The following is a 15,700-nucleotide window of genomic DNA, read 5'->3' as shown; positions in this document are numbered from 1 at the left end:
TTAGATATCGATGTTCGCCGCTTTCAGGGCGTTTTCTTCAATAAATGCGCGACGTGGTTCAACCGCGTCACCCATCAGGGTGGTGAACAGCTGATCGGCAGCAATCGCGTCTTTTACGGTGACACGCAGCATACGACGGCTTTGCGGATCCATTGTGGTTTCCCACAGCTGATCCGGGTTCATTTCACCCAAACCTTTGTAGCGCTGAATAGACAAGCCACGACGGGACTCTTTCACCAGCCATTCCAGCGCCTGCTCGAAGCTGGCAACTGGCTGACGGCGTTCGCCACGTTCGATAAACGCATCTTCTTCGATTAAGCCGCGCAGTTTCTCGCCCAGTGTGCAAATACGACGGTACTCGCCACCAACTATGAATTCTTGCTCCAGCGGGTAGTCGGTATCCACACCGTGAGTACGCACACGAATCACTGGCTCAAAGATATTCAGCTCGCGGTTGTGACGCACGATAGAATTCCAGGTGCTGCCGTGTTGCTCGTTTTCGTTCAGCGCGATGACCAGCTTAGAAACCCAGTCGTTCACTTTGCTTTCGTCAGTCAGGTCGGCATCGGCAAGCGTTGCATGATAAACCAGGTTATTCAGCAGGTTGCGCGGATAACGACGTTCCATGCGGCCAATCATTTTCTGGCAAGCATTGAACTCGGACACCAGTTTTTCCAGTGCTTCACCGGCGATGGCTGGTGCGCTGGCATTGGTGTGCAGTGTTGCGCCATCCAGTGCGATAGAGATCTGATATTGATCCATCGCTTCATCATCTTTGATGTACTGCTCTTGCTTGCCTTTCTTCACTTTGTACAGCGGTGGCTGTGCGATATACACATGGCCGCGTTCAACGATTTCAGGCATTTGACGGTAGAAGAAGGTCAACAGCAGGGTACGAATGTGTGAGCCGTCGACGTCCGCATCCGTCATGATGATGATGCTGTGATAACGCAGTTTGTCCGGGTTGTATTCGTCACGGCCAATGCCGCAGCCCAGCGCCGTAATCAGCGTTGCGACTTCTTGAGAGGCGAGCATTTTGTCAAAGCGCGCTTTCTCAACGTTCAGAATTTTACCTTTCAGTGGCAGGATCGCCTGGTTCTTACGGTTACGCCCCTGTTTTGCAGAGCCGCCCGCAGAGTCCCCTTCCACAAGGTACAGTTCGGAGTGAGCCGGGTCACGTTCCTGGCAATCAGCCAGTTTGCCTGGCAAACCAGCCAAATCCAGCGCGCCTTTACGACGAGTCATTTCACGTGCACGACGTGCTGCTTCACGAGCACGAGCCGCATCAATAATTTTGCCGACGACGATTTTCGCGTCAGACGGGTTTTCCAGCAGGTATTCAGACAGCAGTTCGTTCATCTGCTGCTCAACCGCGGTTTTCACTTCCGAAGAAACCAGTTTGTCTTTGGTCTGAGAAGAGAATTTAGGGTCCGGAACTTTTACGGAGACAACAGCAATCAGGCCTTCACGGGCATCGTCACCGGTGGCGCTCACTTTCGCTTTTTTGCTGTAGCCTTCTTTTTCCATATACGCATTCAGCGTACGTGTCATCGCCGAGCGGAAACCTGCCAGGTGAGTACCACCATCGCGCTGCGGGATGTTGTTGGTAAAGCAGTAGATGTTTTCCTGGAAACCATCGTTCCACTGCAACGCCACTTCTACGCCAATACCGTCTTTTTCAGTGCTGAAATAGAACACGGTTGGGTGAATTGGGGTTTTGTTTTTGTTGAGGTACTCAACGAATGCGCGGATACCACCTTCGTAGTGGAAGTGGTCCTGGCGGCCATCACGCTTATCAATCAGGCGGATAGAAACACCGGAGTTCAGGAATGACAGTTCACGCAGGCGTTTGGCCAGAATGTCGTATTCAAACTCAATCACGTTGGTGAAGGTTTCATGGCTTGGCCAGAAACGGACTTGCGTACCGGTGGCATCGGTATCACCCGTCGCCGCCAGCGGTGCCTGTGGCACGCCGTGAACGTAAGTTTGCTGGTGTACTTTGCCTTCGCGGCGAATCAGCAGTTCCAGTTTCTGGGACAGGGCGTTAACAACAGAAACACCTACGCCGTGCAGACCGCCAGAAACTTTATAGGAGTTGTCATCGAACTTACCGCCAGCGTGCAGCACGGTCATGATAACTTCGGCAGCAGATACGCCTTCTTCCGGGTGAATACCGGTAGGAATACCACGGCCATCATCGGTGACGGAGACAGAGTTATCAGCATGAATGGTGACAACGATGTCTTTACAGTGACCGGCAAGTGCTTCGTCGATAGCGTTATCTACGACCTCAAATACCATGTGGTGCAGACCGGTGCCGTCGTCCGTATCGCCGATATACATTCCCGGGCGCTTACGTACCGCATCCAGCCCTTTAAGGACTTTGATACTGGAGGAGTCATAAGAATTCGACATCAACGTTTCTCGCTCATTTATTCTTGGGTTAATCCGTTATTTTACCCTGATCCACGACGAACATCTTCGAATTTTTGTCCGCCATATCCATCACATGTTCTGCGCTAATTGCGCTAACAAAAACCTGTGATTCCGTCGCCTTTAGCCGGCTGGCTAATAGACCACGGCGTGCATCATCTAGTTCAGAGGCAAAATCATCTATCAGATACAGGCAACGCCGCCCGTTCTGTCGGGTGAGAAACTCACCCTGCGCCAGTCTTAAAGCGCACATCAGTAATTTAAGCTGCCCACGCGACAAGGTATCTTCGACCGGAGCACCGTCAGCACGGATCCTGAAATCAGCTTTGTGAGGGCCGTGAGCGGTGTAGGTCAGCATTCGATCGCGTTCGAAGTTGCGTTCCAGTAGCTCGCCGTAGTCACTCTCTTTTTCCCAGCCGCGCTGGAAGGAGAAACTAAGCGAGAACTCCGGCAGAAATTGCGCACAAGTATCAGCCATGTCATCGGCAATGGCTGCACTGTAGTCGGCACGCCAGCGGCTAATTTGCTCCGCTAGTGGGATAAGCTCTTGATCCCATGGCCGCAATTGCGCATAACGCGTTACTTGTCGCAACGCAGCGTTACGTTGCTTAAGCAGGCGTTTGAGATTGCTCCAGGCGACAAAAAATCCTGGTTCGTTGTGGAAACATCCCCAATCGAGGAAAGCTCTACGGTATTTCGGGCCGCCGTTGAGCAGTGTAAATCCTTCAGGGGTGATGAGTTGCATCGGCATCAACAGCGCAAGTTCAGCCACTTTGTGGCCGTCGCTGCCGTCAATACGCACTTTGCTGTCGCCCGCACGGTCTTTGGTCAGGCCAAGTGAGATTTCCCGCTCGCCATTTTGTAAACGACCATGCAGTACAAAGGATTCTGTTTCATGGCGAATAACGCGCTCAATCTTCAGACTGCGAAAAGCGCGCCCGTGACCGAGGGTATAAATCGCCTCTAACACGCTGGTCTTGCCGCTTCCGTTGGCTCCCACCAGAAAATTAAAACCTGGAGCCAGAGCCAAATCAGCATTTTCGATATTACGAAAGTCTTTGATCAACAAACGCGACAGCGACATCTACAGTCTCATTGGCATGACTACGTAAGCCGCCGCTTGAGAGGCTGCATCTTCGATCTGCACACTAGAAACAGAGTCGGTCAGTAAAATGCGCACGTTCTCGCACTTCAGAGCGTTCAGAACATCGAGCACGTAACTGACGTTGAAACCAATTTCCATATCTGTGCCGTCGTAAGTGACGTCGAGAATTTCTTCGGCTTCTTCCTGTTCCGGGTTGTTAGCCGTGATTTTCAATTGATTTTGAATCACTTGCAGACGAACGCCACGGAATTTCTCGTTCGAGAGAATCGCCGCACGCGAAAATGCTTGTTTCAGCAAATCACAGCTGGCATCCAGGTGTTTGTCCGGATTCTTCGGCAATACGCGGCGATAATCCGGGAAACGGCCATCAACCAGCTTAGAAGTGAAGATAAAGTCACCGACATGAGCACGGATGTTGTTGCTGCCAATTTGTATGCGCAGTGGTGAATCACCGCCGTCCAGCATACGCATCAGTTCAATCACGCCTTTACGCGGCACGATCACCGAATGGTTTGGCAGAGACTGACCCACCGGCATAGAACACACCGCCAGGCGGTGACCATCGGTCGCCACGGTGCGCAGTTCTTCGCCTTCGGTTTCAAACAACATGCCGTTCAGATAATAACGAACGTCCTGATGAGCCATAGAAAACTGCGTGGCTTCAATCAGGCGTTTCATGGTCGCTTGTGGGAGCGTGAATTCTACTTCGCTCTGCCAGTCGTCGAGGTTCGGGAAATCTGCCGCCGGCAGCGTGGAGAGCGAGAAACGGCTACGCCCGGAGCGCACTAGCATGCGGTCGCCCTCAAGCTGTACAGCGATTTCCGCGCCTTCTGGCAAACCACGACAGATGTCGAAGAATTTACGCGCAGGCACTGTGGTGGCACCCGGCTCATGCGCTTGAACTAAAGCGACACGCGCCACCATCTCCATTTCCAGGTCAGTCCCTGTTAATGAGAGCGTTCCTTCCGCGACTTGCAACAGCAGGTTGCCGAGAATCGGTAACGTAGGACGGCCACCTAACGGGCCACTCACCTGTTGCAGCGGTTTTAATAAAGTTTCACGTTCAACGGTAAATTTCATAGCGTCACGAAGATAATGTTCTGATTAGGTTAGAGAAATCTTCTTTGATGTCGTGGCTTTCTTCACGCAACTGCTCAATCTTACGGCAGGCATGGAGAACCGTAGTATGGTCGCGGCCACCAAAGGCATCGCCGATTTCTGGCAAGCTATGGTTAGTCAGTTCCTTCGCCAGCGCCATCGCCATTTGACGTGGACGGGCAACCGAGCGGGAACGACGCTTGGACAACAGGTCAGCAATCTTTATTTTATAGTACTCAGCCACCGTCTTCTGAATATTGTCGATGGTGACGAGCTTCTCTTGCAGCGCAAGAAGATCACGCAGTGCTTCGCGCACGAAGTCGATGGTAATCGCCCGGCCAGTAAAGTTAGCGTTGGCGATAACACGGTTCAATGCCCCTTCCAGTTCACGCACATTCGAGCGTAAACGCTTGGCAATAAAGAAGGCCACTTCACCCGGCAGACGAATGTCATTCTCATCTGCTTTTTTCATCAGGATCGCAACTCGCGTTTCCAGCTCTGGTGGTTCGATGGCAACCGTTAACCCCCAACCGAAGCGCGATTTCAGACGATCTTCAACGCCGTTGATCTCTTTTGGATAACGATCCGAGGTCAGAATGATCTGTTGGTTACCTTCAAGCAGGGCATTAAAGGTGTGGAAGAATTCTTCCTGTGAGCGCTCTTTATTGGCAAAGAATTGAATATCATCTATTAGCAGCGCATCAACAGAACGGTAGTAACGTTTGAACTCTTCAATAGCGTTATTTTGTAGTGCTTTTACCATGTCCTGAACGAAACGTTCAGAGTGCATGTACACCACTTTTGCATTCGGTTTGCGCGCAATAATACCGTTGCCAACAGCATGCAAAAGGTGCGTTTTACCCAGGCCTGTGCCGCCATAAAGGAACAAAGGGTTATAAGCGCCACCGGGGTTATCTGCCACCTGGCGTGCCGCCGCGCGAGCCAGTTGGTTCGATTTACCTTCAACGAAGTTATCGAAAGTATGTTTTACGTTAACGTTGGAACGGTACAGTTGCTCAGCCGGGGCTGGAAGATTATCCCAACTCGGACGCATAGGTGCCGCAGGGCGAGCCATTTGCGCATGGGCAGGAGCAGTCGCTACTGCTTGCTGATTTAACGTCTGGCTGACCGGTTTGCTGCCCACTTCAAAACGTAATACGGGCGCATCTGTACCGCAAAAATCGTTAAGTAATCCATTGATATTATTGAGGTACTTATCTCGTACCCAGTCGAGAACAAAACGGTTTGGCGCATACAGGGCCAGCGTGTTATCGCTCAGTTCCGCCTGTAGGGGGCGTATCCACATACTGAATTCTGTGGCTGGTAACTCATCCTGCAATCGGGCAAGACACTGCTGCCAAAGCGAAAGTGACACGGCGGACTCCACTCGAACAAAGTCGATAAAATGACGAAGACTGAAAGTTTATATTCATGATTGTTGACACACGCCGACTCTTCCTCAACGGAACCCCGGTACGGGAAGCGTGCGAACCGCTATCTGCGGTTTACCCCAGGGTGAATGCTAAAGGATCACGATCGGGACCGCGGATCATAGCCTAAAGCGCGCCAGAGATCTTCTGTTTCTCACAGTTTCTTCCCGATTTATCCACAGGGCTGTTTTGTGGAGTCTAAGTGTAAACGATCCTGCCAAACGCGCAGCGCATATCATTCCTAAATAGGAAAATTTAATGACTAGCGCACAAAATCGTCTTAACTGATCTAAGGAAGATCCCTAACGATCCTTGCTCTTTAATGGGGACGCCGTATAATTCCCCACCCGTCGCGTGTCACCACGGCTTTATTTTGGACAGATCCTGGTCATTTTTAGGGTCAAAAAGCGAATTAAGGCACGGGAATTAAGGAAAGAGAATTGACTCCGGAGTGTACAATTATTACAATCCGGCCTCTTTAATCAGCCACACTGAGGCGTAAGTCTTTTGCAGTTTATGCAGGGCTCTTCGCTAACCCAGTGAAATTTATCCAAGTTTAGGTAGAAATCGCCATGAAACGCACTTTTCAACCGTCCGTACTGAAGCGTAACCGTTCACACGGTTTCCGTGCTCGTATGGCAACTAAAAATGGTCGTCAGGTTTTGGCACGTCGTCGTGCTAAAGGCCGTTCCCGTCTGACCGTTTCTAAGTAATAAAAGCTAACCCCTGAGTGGTTAAGCTCGCATTTCCCAGGGAGTTACGCTTGTTAACTCCCACTCATTTCACTTTCGTCTTCCAGCAGCCTCAACGGGCTGGCACGCCGCAAATCACCATCCTCGGCCGCCTAAATTCGCTGGGGCATCCCCGCATCGGTCTAACAGTCGCTAAGAAAAACGTTAAACGCGCACACGAACGCAATCGGATTAAACGTCTGACGCGTGAGAGTTTCCGTTTGCGTCAGCATGAACTTCCTCCTATGGATTTCGTGGTAGTGGCTAAGAAAGGGGTTGCCGACCTGGATAACCGGGCTTTATCGGAAGCATTGGAAAAGTTATGGCGCCGTCACTGTCGCCTGTCTCCCGGCTCCTGATAGGCCTGATTAAGGTCTATCAGCGCCTGATAAGTCCGCTTCTCGGGCCGCATTGCCGTTTCACTCCTACCTGTTCTCACTACGGAATTGAGGCATTGCGCAGGTTTGGGGTGTTAAAAGGCAGTTGGTTGACAGTGAAACGCGTATTAAAATGCCACCCTTTGAACCCCGGTGGAGACGATCCCGTCCCACCTGGACCTTTTGATACCAGAGAACACTAACGATGGATTCGCAACGCAATCTCTTTCTCATCGCTTTGTTGTTCGTGTCTTTCATGATCTGGCAAGCCTGGGAGCAGGATAACGCTCCAAAACCACAGGTGCAGCAGACCACGCAGACTACGACCACCGCAGCAGGTAACGCCGCAAGCCAGGGTGTGCCGACCAGTGGCCAGGGAAAAATCATCACGGTTAAAACTGACGTCCTTGAGCTTTCCATCAACACCCGTGGTGGTGATGTTGAGCAGGCGCTGTTGCTGACCTACCCGAAAGAGCTCAAATCTAATGAGCCGTTCCAGTTACTGGAAACCACGCCAGAGTTTGTCTACCAGGCACAAAGTGGCCTGACGGGTCGTGATGGCCCAGATAACCCGGCTAACGGTGATCGCCCACTGTATAACGTTGAAAGCGACAGCTTCGTACTGCCAGAAGGCCAGAACGAACTTGTTATTCCAATGACTTATACTGATGCAGCGGGCAACGTCTTCACGAAATCCTTCACCCTGAAACGCGGCGAGTTCGCGGTAAGCGTGGATTACAATGTGAAGAACGCCGGTGAGAAACCGCTGGAACTGGCTACTTTTGGTCAGTTGAAGCAGTCCATCAATCTACCGTCACACCGCGATACTGGAAGCAACAACTTTGCGTTGCACACCTTCCGTGGCGCTGCATATTCCACTCCTGATGCGAAATACGAAAAATATAAATTCGACACCATCGCTGACGGGGAAAACCTGAACGTTAATGCCAACAACGGTTGGGTGGCGATGTTGCAGCAGTATTTCGCAACAGCGTGGGTTCCGCGTAATCAGGGTACTAACAACTTCTATACCACCAAACTGAGCAATGATGTGGCGGCGATTGGTTATAAATCCGCGCCACAACTGGTTCAACCTGGTCAAACCGCTCAACTGGGTAGTACCCTGTGGGTTGGCCCGGAAATTCAGGACAAAATGGCAGCCGTTGCGCCGCACCTTGACCTGACTGTGGATTATGGCTGGTTGTGGTTTATTTCTCAGCCGCTGTTCAAGCTGTTGAAATTCCTGCACGGCTTTATCGGTAACTGGGGCTTCTCCATTATCGTTATCACCTTCATCGTTCGTGGCATCATGTACCCGCTGACTAAAGCGCAGTACACCTCCATGGCGAAAATGCGTATGTTGCAGCCGAAACTGGCAGCCATGCGTGAACGTATTGGTGACGATAAGCAGCGCCAGAGCCAGGAAATGATGGCCCTGTATAAAGCTGAGAAAGTTAACCCGCTGGGTGGTTGTCTCCCGCTGGTTATCCAGATGCCAATCTTCCTGGCGTTGTACTACATGCTGATGGGTTCTGTGGAACTGCGCCATGCGCCGTTCGCACTGTGGATTCATGACTTGTCTGCACAAGACCCGTACTACATCCTGCCGATCCTGATGGGCTTGACGATGTTCTTCATTCAGAAGATGTCGCCGACCACAGTGACCGACCCGATGCAGCAGAAGATCATGACCTTTATGCCGGTCATCTTCACGGTGTTCTTCCTGTGGTTCCCGTCAGGTCTGGTACTGTACTATATCGTCAGTAACACAGTGACCATCATCCAGCAGCAGCTGATTTATCGCGGTCTTGAGAAACGTGGCTTACACAGCCGCGATAAGAAAAAGACCTGATAAAAATTAGCGAGAAGCTTACGAAAGGCGGTCAATAGACCGCCTTTTTCTTTTGTAGGGTGGATAAGCGAAGCGCCATCCACCAATCAATCACGAAGGGATAGTAATGAGCCATAACGAGACAATCGTTGCCCAGGCGACACCGCCGGGACGTGGTGGGGTCGGTATCCTGCGCGTCTCAGGCCTTCAGGCACGTGAAGTAGCACAAGCCATTCTGGGCAAATTACCGAAACCACGTTACGCCGATTATCTGCCATTCCGTGATGCTGACGGCAGCGTTCTCGATCAAGGTATCGCGTTGTGGTTCCCTGGCCCGAATTCCTTCACGGGTGAAGATGTGCTGGAACTTCAGGGGCACGGTGGCCCAGTTATCCTGGATTTACTGTTAAAGCGCATCCTGGCGCTCCCAGGCGTGCGTATCGCAAGGCCTGGTGAGTTCTCCGAACGTGCATTTCTGAACGACAAGCTGGATTTGGCTCAGGCCGAAGCCATCGCTGACCTGATTGATGCCAGTTCCGAACAAGCCGCGCGTTCAGCATTAAATTCTCTGCAGGGTGCTTTCTCCGCACGCGTAAACCATTTAGTTGAAGCGCTGACACATCTGCGTATTTACGTGGAAGCAGCGATTGATTTTCCGGATGAAGAAATCGACTTTCTGTCTGACGGCAAAATTGAAGCCCAGCTGAACCAGGTGATTGGCGATCTGGATGCGGTGCGCGCCGAAGCACGCCAGGGCAGTTTGCTGCGTGAAGGCATGAAAGTGGTGATTGCAGGGCGTCCTAACGCCGGGAAATCGAGCCTGTTGAATGCTCTGGCCGGGCGTGAAGCGGCGATTGTGACGGATATTGCCGGAACCACCCGTGACGTATTACGCGAACATATTCATATCGACGGCATGCCACTGCATATTATCGATACCGCAGGGCTGCGCGAAGCGAACGACGAAGTTGAGCGTATCGGTATCGAACGTGCGTGGAATGAGATTGAACAAGCAGACCGTGTGCTGTTTATGGTTGACGGAACCACGACCGCTGCCACTGACCCTGCTGAAATCTGGCCAGACTTTATTGCGCGCTTACCGGCACGTTTACCGATTACCGTAGTGCGTAATAAAGCTGATGTCACCGGCGAAACGCTGGGTCTGAGCGATGTGAATGGTCACTCACTTGTACGCTTGTCTGCGCGTACCGGTGAAGGTGTAGATGTGCTGCGCGATCATCTAAAACAGAGCATGGGCTTTGAAACCAATATGGAAGGCGGCTTCCTGGCGCGTCGTCGCCACCTGCAAGCGCTGGAACAGGCAGCAACCCATCTGCAACAAGGCAAAGCGCAGTTGCTGGGCGCATGGGCCGGGGAATTACTGGCTGAAGAACTGCGACTTTCTCAGCAAAGCCTGAGCGAAATCACCGGCGAATTTACCTCTGATGATTTGCTTGGACGCATTTTCTCCAGCTTCTGTATCGGTAAATAAACTAAAAAAGTAAGCGTGTGCTCACTTTTTACTCATCCCGCAACGCGCCTGATTTAGCAGGATAAGTGTTGCGGGATTTTTTTACCGTTTCGTCTGTACTTTAAAAACCTAAGTATTCATAGGGTTGATCAATTGATGTTTTTTTACACGCTCATCCCCGTGCGTTTCGTTGCTAAAAAATCTACAATTGAATGAAAAGTAGATTGCCCATTATCAAGGAGAGAAAAATGGCAACGCATTTCGCAAGATGGACGATCAATCCCAAATTCCCCTTTTCGAGCCGGCTGAATGAAGAATGCCTCGCCTTCGCTCAACAAATGCCGGAACATCGCCGTTCACGATTCTTAGCCTCACGTAGCCTGCTGGCTGAACTCCTTCATATGCTGTATGGCATTCAACAACTGCCCAAGATTGTCACCACTGCCGCCGGGCGCCCGCATTTTGCTGACTCGTCGTTGATGGACTTCAGCATTGCTTATGCCGGAAACAAAGTCGGTGTGTTGGTCACCACCGAAGGCCGTTGCGGACTCGATTTCGAAATTAATCAGTCGTTCGGCAATCTTCCTTCTGTTGCTTCAGCTTCCATTTTCCGCAGCAATGAGTCTATCTGGATAAACACTCAAAAAAACCCAGGTGAGGCCAGAGCACAGTTACGCACACTGCATCAAAGTGCTTTTAAATTGACCGGTCGTGAAGAAAGCTGGCAGCTTCTGCCTGGTGCGGGTCGGATTCGCACAAATGAACAATCAGAAATTGAAGCGATCAGTGATGTGGAAGGCCTGTTAATCTGGGGATGCGTAGTGTCGCCCGCCATAGAAAAATTGAGTTTGTGGGAGTTTGAAAGCCCGCAAAGCTGGCATAGTCTGTGGGATGTCAAATCACGTTATCGCGATCCTAACGGCAGCATAATTCGCTTAACCAGTATGTCGTCAGAAAAAGCGTTATATCAAAACTGATCTTTCCTGAACGTCCTGACAAAAAGAGGTATTCATGTCCGACACGTTAAAGATAGTCACGTTATTAGGTAGCCTGCGCCATGGCTCATTCAACGCGATGGTCGCCCGCACTTTGCCTGGCATCGCCCCAGCGGGGATGAGCATTGAGGCATTGCCGTCGATCAAAGACATTCCATTGTATGACGCCGATATACAGCAAGAAGAGGGGTTCCCGGCAACGGTTGAAGCGATTGCTGAGCAAATCCGCACCGCAGATGGCGTTGTGATTGTCACGCCAGAATATAACTATTCGGTGCCAGGTGGCCTGAAGAACGCCATCGACTGGCTGTCACGTTTACCGGAACAGCCACTGGCTGGCAAACCAGTGCTGATTCAGACCTGTTCCATGGGCGCGATTGGTGGCGCACGCTGCCAGTACCATCTGCGCCAGATTCTGGTGTTCCTCGACGCGATGGTGATGAACAAACCTGAATTTATGGGCGGCGTGATTCAAAACAAAGTGGATGTGCAAACTGGCGAAGTGGTTGATCAAAGCACGCTCGATCATTTGGCCGGGCAGCTGACGGCATTTGGTAATTATATTCAGCGAGTTAAAAACTAATTAGCTAAAGCGCGCCACATCGTTTCGAAGCCTAAAGCCTTAAAATCGCCAGCACGTTCCGGTTCACGGCTGGCGAATTCCATGGTCGTTTCTGCCAGCGAAGAAAAAATCGCATCACTAAACGCGCGATACGGGCCGCACTGAAAAGCCTTCAGTATCGATTGCGAACAGATCTCATGTAATTCCGGGAATAACTCCGCCACTTTTTGCTTCGTGTCATCATCAATCTTATCGCTCACCGACAGCTGACGAATCGCCCGATGCGCTTCAGGGTGACCAATCGCCCAGTCGATGTAGCTGTTCCAGATATAGCGGGTATATTCTTTCGGGTCTTTCAGTGTGCGGTCGAGATTCGCCTGCATGGAAATAAGTAAGCTTTGTTTCAAATACAGGTACAGCTCGTTTATCAAATCGTCCTTAGTGGCAAAATAACGAAATAGAGTACCTTCCGCGACGCCTGCGCCACGGGCAATTTGCGCAGTTGATGCCGCAATCCCCGACTGGCCTATGGCGATGGTTGCTGCATCCAGTAACGCTAATTTTTTATCTTCACTCTTCGGACGAGCCACAACGTTTTACCCCATATTTTAAAAACCAAATTGAATCACGCCAACTTCGCCACTGCAACGTTCAATGTCAGCGTTTGAAAAGCATCTTGACGGTCGTCACTCCTTATCTATAATGAGTGCTTACTCACTCATTATCAAGTTTACAGCTTCGTGCCAATGGATGGAACGATTTGTGCAGGCCAGGAAATGAAACGATTCTCCATATGCGCGGTAATAATTATGTTGATTGCAACAGCAGCCAGTTTGCCTTTTGTCCTGAATGCCGGGTTTGGCCAGGCTCCGCAAGGAGAAGGTCTAAGTTTAGTCGAACGCTCTGCAAATTACGTTGATGGACAATTTCGCAACCAGATCCCAACGCTTGGCTATACCGGGCAGAAAAGTAAGCTTGCGGCATGGTGGGGATTTTTAACCGCGAAGCGGGAAAATTCTCGCCCTCAACAACCTCTACCGCTAGTGAAAACTTCACTGGCTAATCTGCCGCTGGAACAAGATACGATGGTCTGGCTCGGGCACTCCTCCTGGTACATCCAGCTGGCCGGCAAACGCATTCTTATCGATCCCGTTTTCAGCAGTTACGCCGCCCCGTTTTCATTTATCAATAAAGCCTTCCCTGGGGATTACCCGTGGACGGCTGAGTCGATGCCTGAAATCGATCTGCTGATTATCTCCCACGACCATTACGATCATCTGGATTACGCCACCATCAAAGCACTGAAGCCAAAAATCCGCCAGGTGATTACGCCATTGGGCGTTGGTTCGCATCTGCGTTACTGGGGCATAAATAGCGACATCATTCATGAAAAAGACTGGAACCAGACGGTAAAAATCTCGAACGACCTGACGGTGCATGTGTTACCCGCCCGGCATTTCTCTGGCCGCAGTCTGAAGAGCAACCAGACGTTATGGGCGAGTTTTATGTTCGTGACCAATGACAACAAAGTCTATTACAGCGGTGATACCGGCTACGGGCCACACTTCAAAGCTATCGGTGAACAGTTCGGTTCGATCGATTTAGCCATTATGGAAAACGGCCAATATGACAAGGACTGGAGCAATATTCATATGATGCCGCAAGAAACTGCACAAGCCGCAGTAGACCTCAAAGCTCGCGCCATACTTCCGGGCCATGCAGGCCGTTTTGTACTGGCAAATCATACGTGGGATGCGCCTTACAAAAGCCTCGCTGAAGCCAGTATCGGGAAAAATTATCGCCTGTTAACACCAAAGCAGGGTGAGCCTGTGCGGGTAAATGATAACGCACAACAATTTAGCGCCTGGTGGGAATCTGCCAGCGCAATGTAAGCGAACCACGCAGGGGGATGTATGACGATTTCAGCTCAGGTTATCGATACGATTGTTCAGTGGATTGATGACAATTTGCATCGACCATTACGCATTGATGATATTGCCGATCACGCGGGGTATTCGAAGTGGCACTTGCAGCGTTTGTTTATGCACTACAAAGGTGAAAGTCTGGGGAAATACATTCGTGAGCGCAAATTGTTGCTGGCCGCGCGTGATTTACGCGACACCGATAACAAGGTTTACGATATTAGTCTGAAGTATGGCTTTGATTCGCAGCAGACGTTTACGCGGATATTTACGCGCACCTTTCATCAGCCACCGGGCAGGTATCGCAGAGAGAACCACAGCCAGCCACAATAACCGGCCATGGTACACTGTTTCGTAGGCCGGATAAGCGCAAGCGCCATCCGGCAAAAACGATTAATGTGCGTCGATAAATACGATTTTCAGAATGAACAGCAGCGCCACAACAATCACGCATGGGCTGATTTCACGCCAGCGGCCCGTGCCGAGTTTCATCACGCAATAAGAGATGAAGCCCAGCGCGATGCCTTCGGTGATGGAGAAGCTGAAAGGCATCATTACCGCAGTAATAAACGCAGGAACCGCTTCTGTCAGGTCGTCCCACTTCACGCGCGATAAACTCGACGTCATCAACACGCCCACGTAGATCAACGCACCAGCTGCAGCATATGCCGGAACCATGCCTGCTAACGGGGAAAGGAAGATAACCAACAAGAACAGCAAACCAACGATGACCGCCGTCAGGCCAGTACGCCCGCCAACAGACACGCCAGAAGAGCTTTCGATATACGCGGTAACGGAAGAAGTCCCGATAAATGCACCCGCAACTGAAGACACGCTATCAACGTACAGCGCCTGCTTCATGCGTGGGAATTTCCCTTTTTCGTCGGCAAGCCCGGCTTTGTCTGTCACGCCAATCAGCGTGCCGGATGAGTCAAACAGGTTAACCAACATAAAGGAGAAGATAACACCCGCCAGACCAATGTTCAGCGAACCGGCTAAATCAACCTGGCCCACAACAGACAGCACGCTTGGTGGCGCGGAAACAATACCGTGGTATTGCACGTCGCCCATCATCCAGCCCAGCAGCGTGGTGACTACAATTGAAACCAGCACGGCAGCGTGAATATTGCGCGAGGCAAGAATGGCGATGATAAAGAAGCCCAGCGCGCCAAGCAGTACGCTGTGCGAAGTCAGGTTACCGATGGCCACCAGCGTGTCTTTATTAGCCACGATGATGCCGGCATTTTTCAGGCCCATCATGCCGATGAACAGACCAATACCGCTGGTGATACCGACACGCAAACTCACCGGAATGTTCGCAATCATCCAGTAACGCACACGGAAGATTGTCAGCAACAGCAGGCCTACTGCACCCCAGAAAATGGCACCCATCCCAACTTGCCAGGAAATCCCCATCGCACCTACCACCACAAAGGCGAAGAAGGCGTTCAGGCCCATTGCCGGAGCCAATGCGACTGGCAGATTGGCGAAAATACCCATCAGGATGCTACCTAATGCGGCAATCAAACAGGTGGTGACAAAAACGGCCTGGGTATCCATACCAGCGGCGCCAAGGATCTGCGGGTTGACGAAAACGATATACACCATCGTCAGGAAGGTCGTAAGACCGGCGATCACTTCAGTGCGTGCCGTGGTGCCGTGTTCGCGCAGTTTAAACACGCGCTCGAGCAGCCCCGGATTTGCGGCCGGAGTAGATTGTGGTTGGCTCATTAGTGTTAATTCCG

Annotated in this window: 15 protein-coding genes; 9 read left to right on the top strand and 6 right to left on the bottom strand. The window is 51.2% G+C overall.

Annotated features, from left to right (window positions below):
• Genes gyrB through dnaA form a run of 4 tightly spaced genes read right to left on the bottom strand, consistent with a single transcriptional unit; the run spans nt 1 to nt 6,011 of the window.
• Nucleotides 1–2,415, bottom strand: coding sequence for a DNA topoisomerase (ATP-hydrolyzing) subunit B (gene gyrB, locus MES37_RS07005; protein ID WP_064542061.1), 2,415 nt, complete (start codon nt 2,413–2,415; stop codon nt 1–3).
• A 28-nt stretch (nt 2,416–2,443) separates the two neighbouring features.
• On the bottom strand, nt 2,444–3,517 hold the full coding sequence (recF, locus tag MES37_RS07000) for a DNA replication/repair protein RecF (RefSeq protein ID WP_064542058.1): 1,074 nt from the start codon (nt 3,515–3,517) through the stop codon (nt 2,444–2,446).
• Nucleotides 3,518–4,618 carry a DNA polymerase III subunit beta gene (dnaN, locus tag MES37_RS06995; protein WP_064542055.1) on the bottom strand — a complete coding sequence of 367 codons (1,101 nt, stop codon included), beginning with the start codon at nt 4,616–4,618 and terminating at the stop codon, nt 3,518–3,520.
• A 4-nt stretch (nt 4,619–4,622) separates the two neighbouring features.
• A complete protein-coding gene (dnaA, locus tag MES37_RS06990) occupies nt 4,623–6,011 on the bottom strand; it encodes a chromosomal replication initiator protein DnaA (protein WP_064542053.1) in 1,389 nt (462 codons plus the stop codon).
• Nucleotides 6,012–6,638: 627 nt separating this feature from the next.
• Here dnaA and rpmH point away from each other — a divergent pair.
• From rpmH to MES37_RS06955, 7 genes are all read left to right on the top strand, one after another.
• The gene (rpmH, locus tag MES37_RS06985; protein WP_003849659.1) at nt 6,639–6,779 is read left to right on the top strand and encodes a 50S ribosomal protein L34; all 141 of its coding nucleotides are present in this window, start codon (nt 6,639–6,641) and stop codon (nt 6,777–6,779) included.
• A gap of 17 nt (nt 6,780–6,796) precedes the next feature.
• On the top strand, nt 6,797–7,156 hold the full coding sequence (gene rnpA / locus MES37_RS06980) for a ribonuclease P protein component (protein ID WP_034499799.1): 360 nt from the start codon (nt 6,797–6,799) through the stop codon (nt 7,154–7,156).
• On the top strand, nt 7,120–7,377 hold the full coding sequence (gene yidD / locus MES37_RS06975) for a membrane protein insertion efficiency factor YidD (RefSeq protein ID WP_074388504.1): 258 nt from the start codon (nt 7,120–7,122) through the stop codon (nt 7,375–7,377). Before rnpA ends, yidD begins: the two co-directional genes overlap by 37 nt.
• A gap of 2 nt (nt 7,378–7,379) precedes the next feature.
• On the top strand, nt 7,380–9,026 hold the full coding sequence (gene yidC, locus MES37_RS06970; RefSeq protein ID WP_064542050.1) for a membrane protein insertase YidC: 1,647 nt from the start codon (nt 7,380–7,382) through the stop codon (nt 9,024–9,026).
• 106 nt (nt 9,027–9,132) lie between these two features.
• Nucleotides 9,133–10,497: a tRNA uridine-5-carboxymethylaminomethyl(34) synthesis GTPase MnmE gene (mnmE, locus tag MES37_RS06965; RefSeq protein ID WP_232887016.1), complete on the top strand. Its 1,365-nt coding sequence runs from the start codon at nt 9,133–9,135 to the stop codon at nt 10,495–10,497.
• Nucleotides 10,498–10,724: 227 nt separating this feature from the next.
• Nucleotides 10,725–11,453 carry a 4'-phosphopantetheinyl transferase family protein gene (locus tag MES37_RS06960; RefSeq protein WP_237930764.1) on the top strand — a complete coding sequence of 243 codons (729 nt, stop codon included), beginning with the start codon at nt 10,725–10,727 and terminating at the stop codon, nt 11,451–11,453.
• Between the two features lie 34 nt (nt 11,454–11,487).
• Complete coding sequence (locus MES37_RS06955; protein WP_121814649.1) at nt 11,488–12,054, top strand: NADPH-dependent FMN reductase; 567 nt, start codon at nt 11,488–11,490, stop codon at nt 12,052–12,054.
• Here MES37_RS06955 and MES37_RS06950 read toward each other — a convergent pair.
• Entirely contained in the window at nt 12,051–12,623 is a 573-nt protein-coding gene (locus tag MES37_RS06950; RefSeq protein ID WP_121814648.1) for a TetR/AcrR family transcriptional regulator, read from the bottom strand. The two genes, MES37_RS06955 and MES37_RS06950, sit on opposite strands and share 4 nt — an antisense overlap.
• A 186-nt stretch (nt 12,624–12,809) precedes the next feature.
• On the opposite strand from MES37_RS06950, the gene MES37_RS06945 reads away from it, so the two are divergent.
• Nucleotides 12,810–13,925, top strand: a complete 1,116-nt coding sequence (locus MES37_RS06945; RefSeq protein WP_133523023.1) for an MBL fold metallo-hydrolase — start codon at nt 12,810–12,812, stop codon at nt 13,923–13,925.
• Between the two features lie 21 nt (nt 13,926–13,946).
• Nucleotides 13,947–14,288: a RamA family antibiotic efflux transcriptional regulator gene (locus MES37_RS06940; RefSeq protein ID WP_064542027.1), complete on the top strand. Its 342-nt coding sequence runs from the start codon at nt 13,947–13,949 to the stop codon at nt 14,286–14,288.
• Nucleotides 14,289–14,348: 60 nt separating this feature from the next.
• Here the strand turns inward: MES37_RS06940 and MES37_RS06935 are convergent, their stop codons facing one another.
• A complete protein-coding gene (locus tag MES37_RS06935; RefSeq protein WP_064542024.1) occupies nt 14,349–15,686 on the bottom strand; it encodes an NCS2 family permease in 1,338 nt (445 codons plus the stop codon).
• Nucleotides 15,687–15,700 lie beyond the last annotated feature (14 nt).

This window comes from Buttiauxella sp. S19-1 (genome assembly GCF_022134725.1).
In the GTDB taxonomy this organism is placed as follows: domain Bacteria; phylum Pseudomonadota; class Gammaproteobacteria; order Enterobacterales; family Enterobacteriaceae; genus Buttiauxella; species Buttiauxella ferragutiae.
The sequence above is the reverse complement of the archived record's forward strand: the minus strand, read 5'-3'. Positions and strand labels throughout refer to the sequence as shown.